We start from the raw sequence: 12438 nt of genomic DNA on the forward strand, positions 1-12438 counted from the left end.
ATTACTTATTACTTTGAAATAAAGAGCAGCTTTCCGAATTAATACTGATTGCGACAGCGATTAGTAACCAACTTTGCTTGGTGATAATAGCGTTCTGGACCCACCTGACCCCATGCCGAACTCAGAAGTGAAACGGAACTGCGCCGATGATAGTGTGGCATTTGCCATGTGAAAGTAGGTCATCACCAGGCTCCTAATTAAAGAAACCCGTTGCAGTAATGCAGCGGGTTTTTTGCGTTCAGGACCCACCAGACTGGAAGGCCAGCCCCGCCCATGCCGAACTCAGAAGTGAAACGGAACTGCCGGAAGGCCGGCCCCGACTAGGCGTCCCCGACCGCTGAGAGTGTGGCATTTGCCATGTGAAAGTAGGGAGAAAGCGGAAATAATGAAGTAAAGAGTTTTACTTCATCCGCTTGAGCGCTGGAGGCCTCAGGCCGTAAGCCGGGCCATCACCAGACTAGGCGCCCCCGACTCCGAATTAAAGAAACCCGTTGCAGCAATGCAGCGGGTTTTTTGCTTTTGGGGTTAAGGTTTTTATTTATAAGGTAGGTGCTTTGCACCGACAAAAGCGTTGAATGTTAGTTCTTGTCGGACCGCCGACGACGGGTTAGAGGAAATGCTTGTCCATTTCTTCTAACAACTCATAGGACACCCCCACATTTGCTGATGCTTGCGCGTGCTGTACGGTCAACGCACACAGCGAAACTCGGCTATCCCTGCCTCGATTCGCTTAACCTGACCATCCAAGGTCAAGTTGTGCTATCCGCCCACCATGCTCAGCGCAAATGTCAGGGGGAGGGGTGATACCTGCCAGCTCTTTTCGGGCAACCAACATTTACGATTTTGATTTTCGGTTATGTAAGGTCGGCCTTTGCCGCCATAGATGGCGATAGTAGCGCACTGCAGGAGCATATTGCTGATAAAGCCGAAATTACACCATACCCAGGCCACTGTCTTGGCAAACCCTGAAGCACAATATTTTTCAATAAAATCCAAAGGATTAAGCCATGCTTCATAGAGTGTTTTAATCACTGCTTACCTTTTGCTTTGTGCCTGAGTTTGTTTTAGGATCAGGACATTCTCACTAAGGTTATGAACGAAGTGATTCGAAATTTATTAATACTTATCCTTGCGCTAGCGGCCTATTCAACTCAAGCGATTGAAGTCAAAGGGCTTTATCAGTACCGTCAGCCTGTTGAAGACAAGACGCGAGACAGTCGTTCTACGGCCAGCCAAAATGCGTTGCTAAACGTTATTGTAAAAGTTACTGGTGACAAAAATGCCGCATCGAACAATGTTGTTCGTGCAGCGATGAATGATATCTCCAATTACATGACCAAGTATGAGTATGCAGATAGCCAAGGGCAGTCTTACTTAGTAGTTCAGTTTGATAACGCTAAGGTTAATGCTCTTGTACGTGAAGCCGGTTTACCTCTGTGGGGTAATCGTCGTCCACTTGTTGTTATTTGGATGGCGATAGAAGACGGTTGGCAGCGCGAGTTACTGACTCCTGATTCACATCCCCAAGTACAAGCCTTACTCGCAGACAGAGCCACACGCAGAGGTCTACCTGTTGTCACTCCTTTACTTGATTTAGAAGATCATCAACGCGTATCTGTTACAGACGTATGGGGTAACTTTAGTGAATCACTCGATGCCGCGTCACAGCGATATATGGCAGAAAGAGTTGTTTCAGCAAGGCTGTACACCGACCAAAACTCTGATGCGTGGACTCTCGAGTGGCGTTTTACCAATGAAGACCAATTTGAAGCTATCAAACATAAAGGCGATCAACAACAAGTGATACTTGATATGGTCGACTCACTTGCGAGTGAATTGGCGAACGAGTACGCCATTGATGCGAGCTCAGGCTACGATACTCAACAGCAGACACTCAAGCTCTATAACACACGCAGTTTTGTTGATATCGAATATGCGCTGCGCCGCCTGCGTAGTCTTAGTGTGGTGACAGAGGCATCAGTCAGCCACATTACTAAAGGGCGTGTCGATATCACTATTAGTCATACAGGTGGTGTGGAAGACTTGAAAAAGGCGCTGACTTTGGATTCTTATTTTGTCGATTATCGCGACCCACAAAAATTCTATTATTCCGATAGCAACGATGACCTTGAGTACGCGTGGCAATAGCTAATGATGCATAGTTCACAATTGGCTTTGCCTGTCACACTGCCAGACGATGAAACATACGCCAGTTATTTTGGTGGGGAAGACTCGCTCGAGGTAAATCACCTCAAGGCGGCGTTTGAGCATTTGAACGAGCAGTTTCATTATACGTACTTGTGTGGTCTGGGCGACTCTGGCAAGTCACACTTACTTTATGCAACCTGCGTTCATGCCCATGAACTTGGCCTCTCGAGTATGTTGATTTCGTTAAGCGAAGTGCAGCAATATGGCCCCCAAGTTCTCGAAGGACTGGATACCCTCGATGTAGTATGTATTGATGACCTGCACGTTATTGCCAATGATGAAGCGTGGGAAAAGGCATTGTTCAACTTTTTCAATCGCTTTAATGAACCGGGGAAATTGCTATTAATATCTGCAGACTTGTTGCCAGATATGCTGCATATTGCATTACCGGACTTGGAATCAAGGTTGAAATGGGGCACGACACTTCAAATTCGCTCAATGAGTGATGATGATAAGGCCCATGCATTGACGAATCGAGCGAAAATGCGCGGATTGGAATTATCCAATGAATGCGCGCGTTTTTTATTGACCCGATTAAGCCGAGATATGCGCGCATTGTTAGATGTGTTAGATAAGCTTGACCATGCATCGATGGCCGCGCAACGCAAACTCACCATTCCTTTTATAAAAGCCACACTTAAGCTGTAGAAACAGGCCTAGAGGGCTAGAATACATGCGGCCCTTTAGTTATCATAAGTAGTTAAATAAACACTTTAAATTATCACCCTAGTCAGGTATCCGATGAACTTAGAAGCGATTTTGGCTGACGCCTTGAAGGCGGTAGAAACAGCCAGCGAAATCGCGCACTTAGAAGATGTGCGCGTAAATTACCTTGGTAAGAAAGGTGAAATAACAGGATTACTAAAAACACTTGGTCAAATGGCGCCAGAAGAGCGTAAGAGCGCAGGTCAAGTAATTAACGAAGCTAAACAACAAGTAACTGAAGCTATCAACACCAAGCGCGAAATTCTAAGCGCCGCAGCGTTGGAAGCAAAGCTTGCAGCTGAAACGGTTGACGTTACTCTTCCTGGTCGCAAAATGGCATCGGGCGGTGTTCACCCAGTGACTCGCACCATCGAGCGTATAGAGTCTTTCTTTGGTGAGCTTGGTTTCGCTGTTAAGTCAGGCCCTGAAGTTGAAGATGATTTTCATAACTTTGACGCGTTGAACATTCCAGCACATCACCCAGCTCGCGCGGACCACGACACCTTTTATTTCAACCCGAAATTGGTACTTCGTACACAGACAAGTGGCGTCCAGATCCGTACTATGGAAACGGAGCAACCACCACTGAGAATTATTTCTCCGGGTCGTGTTTACCGTAATGACTACGATCAAACGCACACGCCGATGTTCCACCAAGTAGAAGGCTTGATGGTTGATACCGATGTAAGCTTCACAGAGTTAAAAGGTATCTTGCACGATTTCTTACGCAACTTCTTCGAGGAAGATATGGAAATTCGTTTCCGTCCATCTTACTTCCCCTTTACAGAGCCCTCAGCTGAAGTTGATGTAAAAGGCAAAGACGGTAAATGGTTAGAAGTTTTAGGTTGTGGCATGGTGCATCCGAATGTACTTCGCTCGGTTAATATCGACCCAGAAAAATACACTGGCTTTGCTTTTGGTATGGGCGTTGAGCGTTTAACTATGCTTCGCTATGGCGTAACTGATTTACGCGCATTCTTCGAAAATGATATGAAATTCCTAAACCAGTTCCGTTAAGAGGTCGTGAGAAATGAAATTCAGTGAAAAGTGGTTACGCGAATGGGTTAACCCAGCTATCGACGCGAACGAACTGGCAGAGCAACTTTCAATGGCCGGTCTTGAAGTAGACGGTGTAGATGCAGCCGCAGGCGACTTCAACGGTGTCGTTATTGGTGAAGTGGTTGAGTGTGGTCAGCACCCTGACGCAGACAAGTTACGCGTAACCAAAGTTAATGTTGGTGAAGACGAGCTATTAGACATCGTATGTGGTGCGCCAAACTGCCGCCAAGGCCTTAAAGTAGCGGTTGCTAAAGTGGGCGCAGTATTACCTGGTGACTTTAAGATTAAAAAGGCAAAACTGCGTGGTCAACCATCTCATGGCATGCTGTGTGCGTTCGTTGAGCTAGGTATCAGCGAAGAAGGTGACGGCATCATGGAATTGCCTGCAGATGCACCAATCGGTCAAGACTTACGTGAATATCTCGGCTTAGATGACAACATCATCGATGTTGATTTAACGCCTAACCGCAGTGATTGTTTAGGTATTAAAGGTCTAGCACGCGAAGTGGGTGTTCTGAACAATTTAGACGTCAACGAGCTTGAAGTCCCAGCTGTAGCACCAACAATTGACGATGCAATCACTATTGAGCTTGTCAACGAGCAGGCCTGTCCTCGCTATCTTGGCCGTGTAATCAAAGGTATTAACCTAGACGCGCAAACACCACTTTGGATGGTTGAAAAACTTCGCCGCAGCGGTATTCGCTCAATCGACCCAGTTGTAGACGTTACAAACTATGTACTGATTGAACTTGGTCACCCGATGCACGCATTTGATCTTGCTGCTATTGAAGGTGGTATCAAAGTACGTAACGCGAATGCAGGTGAAGAGCTTGTATTGCTTGATGGCAACACCGCAAAACTTAACGAATCAACGTTGGTAATTGCTGATCACAACAAAGCGCTTGCGATGGCGGGCATTTTTGGTGGTGAGAATTCAGGTGTAACAGACAGCACTACAGATATTTTATTGGAAAGTGCTTTCTTCAATCCAGTAGCCATTGCAGGTCAAGCGCGTAGCTATGGTCTGCATACAGACGCTTCACACCGTTATGAGCGTGGCGTTGATTTCGCATTGCAACGCGACGCAATGGAGCGTGCTACTGCGTTACTTCTTGAAATTGTTGGCGGTCAGGCTGGCCCAGTTGTTGAGGCGGTTGCACCAGAGCAATTACCAAAAGTAACAGCAGTCACTTTACGTCGTGAGCGTCTAGATCGCGTAATTGGTTACCATATCGATGATGAAACGGTGACTAACATCCTTCGTCGTTTAGGTTTAGATGTGCAATTCGAAAACAACACGTGGCAGGCTGACGTGCCGAGCTACCGTTTCGATATTAGCATTGAGGAAGACCTAATCGAGGAAGTGGCGCGTGTATTTGGTTACAACAACATTCCAAATGAAGCACCGCTTGCCAAGCTGAGCATGACGCAGCACAACGAAGCAACTGTATCAGTTAAGCGTATGCGCGATACCTTGGTGACGCGTGGTTACCAAGAGGCAATTACTTATAGTTTTGTTGACCCTAAAGTACAAAACGCCATTCACGGCGAAGAACACAGCCTAGTTTTGCCGCACCCGATTTCAATTGAAATGTCGGTGATGCGTAAATCACTTATCCCAGGTATGTTAAGTACATTGGTATATAACCAAAACCGTCAACAACCACGTATCCGATTCTTTGAGCATGGCTTGAAGTTCATTGCTGATGAAACTGCTGAAAATGGCGTTTTACAAAAAGCTGTGATCGGTGGTGTAGTGACGGGTAGCTGTTTCGGCGAACACTGGGACTTGCAATCGCGCCCTGCGGATTTCTTTGATGTAAAAGGTGACGTTGAAGCGTTACTTGCATTGTGTAACGACAATGCTCGTTTTAGCTTTAAAGCGCAGCAGTGCGATGGTCTTCACCCAGGTCAAAGCGCCGCAATTTACGCTGGCGATGAGTGTGTTGGTTTCATCGGTGCCGTGCACCCTCAATTACAGAAGCAGCTTGGTATCAACGGTACAGCGTATGTCTTTGAAGTAGAGGTTGAATCTATTTCAAGTCGCTTGTTGCCAAAAGCGGTAGGGATTTCTAAGTTCCCTTCTAACCGCCGTGATATCGCGATTTTGGTCAAAGATGACGTAAAAGCAGGCGATGTTTTAGCAGCGATAGAAAAAGTTGGCGGAAATCAATTGGTTGACCTAAACTTATTCGATGTGTATAAGGGTACAGGAATTGAGCCAGATTATAAGAGTTTGGCTATTGCTCTAACACTACAAGCGGTTGATAGAACGCTCGAAGAGAAAGATATCAACTTAGTTGTCGACAACGTCGTAGCCACATTGGCTAAAGAGTTTAACGCATCGTTGAGGGACTAGATATGGCGCTTACTAAAGCCGACATAGCTGAACACCTATTTGAGAAGTTGGGGATCAATAAAAAGGATGCCAAAGAACTAGTTGAAGCGTTTTTTGAAGAAATCCGCTCAGCTCTAGAGAATGGGGAGCAGATTAAGCTGTCCGGCTTTGGCAATTTTGATCTTCGCGATAAAAAAGAGCGACCAGGTCGCAACCCGAAAACAGGGGAAGACATTCCTATTTCGGCGCGTCGCGTGGTCACATTTAGACCCGGCCAAAAACTGAAAACCCGAGTAGAAGTCGGTACCAGTAAGCTAAAATAAGAAAAGCAGCCTTTTGGCTGCTTTTTTACTTTTACCTTCTAGTTAAGATCTCGGTGAATGAAACGTCCCCGAGACTATTTGTTCGTATGTTGTTTGTGCTAAATCATCCAATCTATCCGTGTCATGTCCCGCCTCTTTGGTATAGTTAGTTAAGGCGTTGTAATCGATATTCTCAATGCCCGCGAGGGTAGCTATGCGCGCAAAGGTGTAGGCCAGATTGTAGTCATGTCGTTGGTAATGAATATTGACCAGTGAGGTTAACACTTCAGGGTTTGGCTCTGTGTCGGGTTGATTAAGCTCCAAGTTGCGATATAAGTGCTGCAAGGTTTTGTCTGTGTCGACTTTCATGTAGTAACTAGCAAGATAAAACTGTGCATCTTGGGAATTACTTACTTTAGGATCATCTTCCATCGCTAACAGCCGCCTGATTGCATCCTGATCATTGTTTCTCGACCAATGATAAAACAGAAGGCCGGGATGATTGGTGCCTTTGGTCTCAAATAATAAGCGGTTTATTTCTTTTTGGGCTGTGTGGTAGCCCGTATATCGAGAAGTGGTTTTTTCTTTAAGCTTGATGTGCTGAATCTGTGCTGCTAATTCCACACACTTGCTGTATCTCTCAAAGTGCTTAAGTAATTGGTACTTGTTTTCTAGATCAGGCTTATTAGCTTCATCCAGACGCGCCATGATCACGTCCGCACGCTCGTATCGACAATGGCTATCGGTATTGAGGTCCTCACATAACATGGCGTTGCTCTCACATACTTCGCGCACAGTTAGGTTGGAATCGCATCCTGCCAGTGAACCTACAAACATTAGACCAACTAATAATCGCATATTAAACCCTTTACACTAGTTTCTAAAAGCTAGTGTAGTTCATGCAATCGTGCACTTACAGCTTTGTACCCCGTTATAATGATCCCTAGCAATTATTTAACTATATGCCGTAAAAACAAACGGCTAGCGGCAATGGGGTGTATAGAGGTGGTTATTATCAAAACTTTGCATTAGAATATGGCCGCCCGACATGCGGTAATTTGTCCTGTATCACGCTCTCACTTTGTGATGGATGACTTACGCGTCGGTTTGATATCCGTTCAAAACAAATTTCAAAGGCAGAAACAATGACCTCATCTCACGAGCAAGAATACTTGAACAGTTGGCAGGAACGCCAAGACTTCGCTGAAAGTATGCAACCAATCATCGGTAGATTGTACCGCAACCGTGGTATCGAAATTGCTGTGTATGGCCGTCCACTAGTGAGCGCCAGCACTATCGATATCATCAAAGCACACAAAACCGTTGCTCAATTTGAAGATTCAAAACTTCGTTTACGCGAAAGCTTCCCGTTCTTAGAAGCAATCGGCAAAATGGAGCTTAACTCTGCACGCATCGATATTGGTAAGCTTGCTTATAACTACCTATACAAAGATGGCGCTAATGGTCGTTCTGTAGAAGAATATTTAAACGATGAGCTAGCAGAAATCACCAACGCTGGCGACGCTAAAGAGCCACGTGATGTAGTTCTTTACGGCTTCGGTCGTATCGGTCGTCTACTTGCTCGTCTACTTATCGAAAAATCAGGTCCATATGCGGACCTTCGTCTTCGCGCTATCGTTGTTCGTGGCGGTAAAGATGGTGACCTAGAAAAGCGCGCAAGCTTGCTTCGTCGTGATTCAATCCACGGTCCTTTCAATGGTTCTATCACTGTTGATAAAGAGCGTAACGCAATCAAAGCGAACGGTAGCTACATTCAAGTTATCTATGCTAACTCACCGAGCGAAGTTGATTACACTGCGTACGGTATCGACAATGCGCTTATCGTTGACAACACTGGTATCTGGAAAGATGAAGCCGGCCTAGGCCAACACCTAGAAGCAAAAGGTGCTGCTAAAGTACTTCTTACTGCTCCTGCTAAAGGCAATATCAAAAACATCGTTTACGGTGTAAACAACCACGATATCAAGCCAGAAGATAAGATTGTTTGTGCAGCGAGCTGTACAACTAACGCAATCACGCCAACATTGAAAGCGTTGAATGACAAGTTCGGTATCCGTAATGGTCACGTAGAAACAGTACACTCGTACACTAACGACCAAAACCTAATTGATAACTACCACAGCGCCGAGCGTCGTGGTCGTGCAGCAGCACTGAACATGGTTATTACCTCAACGGGTGCGGCGAAGGCTGTATCTAAAGCGCTTCCAGAGCTTGAAGGTAAGCTAACTGGTAATGCTATCCGTGTACCGACACCGAACGTATCAATGGCGATTTTGAACCTAAATCTTGAGACAGCGACGTCAGTAGAAGAGCTTAACGCTTTCCTACGTGAAACTGCACTTTACTCAGATCTTCGTGACCAAATCGACTACACAGCGTCGACTGAAATCGTTTCTACCGACCTTGTAGGCAGCCGCTATGCAGGTGTTGTAGATTCACAAGCAACTATCGTTGACGGTGAGCGTGTTGTACTTTACGTATGGTACGATAACGAATTCGGCTATAGCTGCCAGGTAGTACGTTGTATGCAAGACATGGCTGAGTGTGCTCACCCAAGTCTTCCGCGCTAAGCAACGAAACTATGATGATAGCCGGCACTGAGTGTCGGCTTTTTTATTGCTAAAATTGTTAGCAAGCGATGTCGAGCAGAAGAACTACTTCTTGCTAACAGCGTTTGTGACGCCATTTAGATATTTATTTCGCGCTTTAATTTTAGGAGCAACCATGAACATCACGAGTAATTTCGACAGTGGTAACATCAAAGTTATCGCTTGTGAAAACCCGATGGATATTCAACTTGAGATCAACAAGGACAACCAGTCTGATTTTTATCAATGGTTCCATTTCCGCCTAGAAACCACTCCGTTTGTTGAGCACCGTCTGCACATCAACAAATTGGCTGAGTCTGCTTATCCACAAGGTTGGGATGATTATCATGCAGTTGCTTCTTATGACCGTCAAACTTGGTTCCGTGTACCAAGTCGTGTTGAAGATGATGCGTTAGTCATCGATTTCGAACCTGAGTGTTCGCAAGTATTTTTTGCTTATTTCGCGCCGTACAGCTACGACCGTCACCTTGATTTAATTTATTGGGCGCAAAGCCATGATATCTGTCACGCTCAAAACTTAGGTTTAACTCTTGATGGCCGTGATATGACGGTATTACGTATCGGCGAGCCAAGTGACGATAAGAAAGTAGTGTGGATCACCGCACGTCAGCACCCTGGTGAAACGATGGCCGAGTGGTACGTAGAAGGTCTACTTCACAAATTACTGGATGACGAAGACCCACATGCTGCAGCATTGCTATCAAAAGCCGTTTTCTACATCGTGCCAAACATGAACCCTGATGGCAGTGTGCGCGGCCATTTACGCACTAATGCCGCGGGAGTTAACCTCAACCGTGAGTGGGCTACACCAAGCATGGAAAAGAGCCCAGAAGTGTTCTTAGTACTTAATAAGATGCGTGAAGTTGGTCTAGACATGTATCTGGATATTCACGGTGATGAAGCGCTGCCGTACAACTTTGTTGCAGGTAGTGAAGGTATTCCTAGCTATGATGCGCGCCTTGAGGGGCTAGAAAATAGCTTCAAACAGGCACTTTTGACTATCACTCCTGAATTCCAAGACGAATTTGGTTATGACAAAGATGCACCAGGGCAAGCAAACTTAACCGTTGCTTCATGTGCGGTAGGTGAAGAGTTTAAAGCGCTAGCTTACACGGTTGAAATGCCGTTTAAGGACAACGCTAATCTGCCCGATGTAGATTATGGTTGGTCTGACCGTCGTTCATACCAGTTCGGACAAGACACATTAGGTGCAATTTTAGCTGTGGTTGATAAGCTAAGATAAACCATATTTGCACTAAGCAAGGGTCTTGTTTAACTGTGACAATTACAAAGGCATTGGTTGTGAATTTCAGCCAATGCCTTTTTTGTATAGCGAGAGTAGGCAGCTCACATGAAAATCCTGTTGATTAAACGCATTTGCATCTAACAAAGAAGATTGCTGGGTTAAGCTTGGCTAGTTACCATTGTGCAGTCACATTGAAAATTAACTGTTAACAAACTTAGGTGGTATAAGTTAATATTCATAAAGTTGAACAGCAGTAAGTCTCTTAGCTTGCTTAATTCTCACTGCCTTATGTTACGCATGCCTAGTGGCACAGTATCGTAACTAAAAATAAGAAATATAATTATAGAGGATATCCATGGAAGCTTTTGTAAGCGCCGTTAACGACGTAGTGTGGAGTAGCGCACTCATTTACCTATGTCTAGGTGCAGGTTTATTTTATTCCGTATTAACCCGTTTCGCTCAAGTTAGACATTTCAAAGAAATGTGTAAGTTGCTTCTAAGTTCAAACGATTCAGACAAAGGCATTTCATCGTTCCAGGCGCTAGCTGTATCGCTATCTGGTCGCGTAGGCGTGGGTAATATTGCCGGCGTTGCAGCTGCGATTGGGTTTGGTGGCCCAGGTGCTATTTTTTGGATGTGGATTGTGGCATTTCTTGGCGCTAGTACTGCATATGCAGAATCAACGCTAGGTCAAATCTACAAAGAGGAAGAAGGCGGCCAGTACCGTGGTGGTCCGGCGTATTACTTTGACCGTTGTTTACAACAAAAATGGCTTGCTATTTTATTTGCTGTATCTGCCATTATTGCCTGTGGTGTGTTTTTACCAGGTGTTCAAGCAAATGCTGTTGGTAACGCGTTTACCCAAGTATTTGGTAACGGTGAGATGGTCACAACCAGTTTTGGTGAAGTAGGCAGCTTCAAGCTTGTTGCGTTGGCAATCATCTTAATGGTGTTAGCGTTTATCATTTTCGGTGGCATCAAGCGCATAGCAAACTTCACGCAAATCGTCGTACCGTTTATGGCGTTAGGTTACATTGTCTTGGCATTGATAGTGGTGTTCTTAAACCTTGATAAAGTGCCAAGCATCTTTTCATTAATTTTATCTGATGCCTTTACTGCGCAAGCGGGCTTTGGTGCTGCCATTGGTTGGGGTGTAAAACGCGGTATTTACTCTAACGAAGCAGGTCAGGGCACAGGCCCTCACGCAGCTGCAGCGGCAGAAGTTGACCACCCAGCACAGCAGGGGCTTGTGCAAGCTTTCTCTGTGTATGTCGACACTATCTTCGTATGTACGGCTACCGCGCTCATGATCCTTATTACGCAGCAATACAACATCGTAGGTGAGCTTCCAGCAGGCCAGTTTATCGTGCAAAACGTTGACGCAGCGACTGAAATTGGCTCAGCAGCATTTACACAAATGGCACTTTTCAAAGTGTTCGGTGGTTTCGGTGAAGCGTTTGTAGGTATCGCACTATTCTTCTTCGCGTTCACGACTATTTTGGCGTATTACTACATTGCAGAAACGAACCTAGCGTACTTAAACCGTTACGTTAAAGGCAGTATTCCACTGGTCATTGTGAAAATCGTGATTATGTTCATGGTGTCATATGGCATGGTTAATAGCTCAGGTTACATCTGGAACATTGGTGATATCGGCGTAGGTTTAATGGCGTGGATCAACATTGTGGGTATCTTGGCTATTTTCTTTGTCGCTAAACCTGCACTAACGTGTTTGCGTGATTATGAAGACCAGAAAAAAGCAGGTGGTGAGATTACTTTCGACCCTGTGAAACTGGGTATCAAAAATGCGACGTTTTGGGAAAAGCGTCTAGCTAAGCAAACGAAAGAACCAAAATAATTTAGGTTTCATTTTTTGATGAGCAGAATGGGCGAAGGTCGTTTACTTATATAAACAATTGGCGCAAATTCAAAAAAGACATCGACAAATAA

General features: G+C 45.2%; 10 protein-coding genes and 1 rRNA gene. 9 read left to right on the top strand and 2 right to left on the bottom strand.

Translation table 11 applies throughout. The features are described from left to right. The first annotated feature begins 76 nt into the window (after positions 1 to 76). Positions 77 to 191: ribosomal RNA gene (gene rrf, locus V1358_RS00005) — 5S ribosomal RNA — on the top strand. A 568-nt stretch (positions 192 to 759) separates the two neighbouring features. Here rrf and V1358_RS00010 read toward each other — a convergent pair. Continuing rightward, the gene (locus V1358_RS00010) at positions 760 to 1032 is read right to left on the bottom strand and encodes a hypothetical protein (protein WP_347392177.1); all 273 of its coding nucleotides are present in this window, start codon (positions 1030 to 1032) and stop codon (positions 760 to 762) included. 69 nt (positions 1033 to 1101) lie between these two features. On the opposite strand from V1358_RS00010, the gene V1358_RS00015 reads away from it, so the two are divergent. The 5 genes from V1358_RS00015 (at position 1102) to ihfA (ending at position 6633) form a co-directional block, all read left to right on the top strand. Beyond that, complete coding sequence (locus tag V1358_RS00015) at positions 1102 to 2148, top strand: DUF2066 domain-containing protein (RefSeq protein WP_440589858.1); 1047 nt, start codon at positions 1102 to 1104, stop codon at positions 2146 to 2148. A 3-nt stretch (positions 2149 to 2151) separates the two neighbouring features. Further along, positions 2152 to 2856 carry a DnaA regulatory inactivator Hda gene (gene hda, locus V1358_RS00020; RefSeq protein ID WP_440589751.1) on the top strand — a complete coding sequence of 235 codons (705 nt, stop codon included), beginning with the start codon at positions 2152 to 2154 and terminating at the stop codon, positions 2854 to 2856. 93 nt (positions 2857 to 2949) lie between these two features. Then, a complete protein-coding gene (gene pheS, locus V1358_RS00025) occupies positions 2950 to 3930 on the top strand; it encodes a phenylalanine--tRNA ligase subunit alpha (RefSeq protein ID WP_347392179.1) in 981 nt (326 codons plus the stop codon). A gap of 13 nt (positions 3931 to 3943) precedes the next feature. Further along, positions 3944 to 6331 carry a phenylalanine--tRNA ligase subunit beta gene (gene pheT / locus V1358_RS00030; protein WP_347392180.1) on the top strand — a complete coding sequence of 796 codons (2388 nt, stop codon included), beginning with the start codon at positions 3944 to 3946 and terminating at the stop codon, positions 6329 to 6331. Positions 6332 to 6333: 2 nt separating this feature from the next. Continuing rightward, positions 6334 to 6633 (top strand): integration host factor subunit alpha, encoded by a 300-nt coding sequence (gene ihfA, locus V1358_RS00035; RefSeq protein ID WP_022943602.1) that lies wholly within the window; start codon positions 6334 to 6336, stop codon positions 6631 to 6633. A gap of 42 nt (positions 6634 to 6675) precedes the next feature. Here the strand turns inward: ihfA and V1358_RS00040 are convergent, their stop codons facing one another. Next, entirely contained in the window at positions 6676 to 7470 is a 795-nt protein-coding gene (locus V1358_RS00040; RefSeq protein ID WP_347392181.1) for a DUF2989 domain-containing protein, read from the bottom strand. A gap of 287 nt (positions 7471 to 7757) precedes the next feature. On the opposite strand from V1358_RS00040, the gene V1358_RS00045 reads away from it, so the two are divergent. From V1358_RS00045 to V1358_RS00055, 3 genes are all read left to right on the top strand, one after another. Continuing rightward, the gene (locus V1358_RS00045) at positions 7758 to 9203 is read left to right on the top strand and encodes a glyceraldehyde-3-phosphate dehydrogenase (protein ID WP_347391823.1); all 1446 of its coding nucleotides are present in this window, start codon (positions 7758 to 7760) and stop codon (positions 9201 to 9203) included. A gap of 154 nt (positions 9204 to 9357) precedes the next feature. Further along, entirely contained in the window at positions 9358 to 10485 is a 1128-nt protein-coding gene (locus tag V1358_RS00050) for a M14 family metallopeptidase (RefSeq protein WP_347392182.1), read from the top strand. Between the two features lie 358 nt (positions 10486 to 10843). Beyond that, positions 10844 to 12346 (top strand): alanine/glycine:cation symporter family protein, encoded by a 1503-nt coding sequence (locus tag V1358_RS00055; protein WP_347392183.1) that lies wholly within the window; start codon positions 10844 to 10846, stop codon positions 12344 to 12346. The last annotated feature ends 92 nt before the right edge of the window (positions 12347 to 12438 follow it).

It is taken from the genome of Pseudoalteromonas pernae (genome assembly GCF_039831865.1).
In the GTDB taxonomy this organism is placed as follows: domain Bacteria; phylum Pseudomonadota; class Gammaproteobacteria; order Enterobacterales; family Alteromonadaceae; genus Pseudoalteromonas; species Pseudoalteromonas pernae.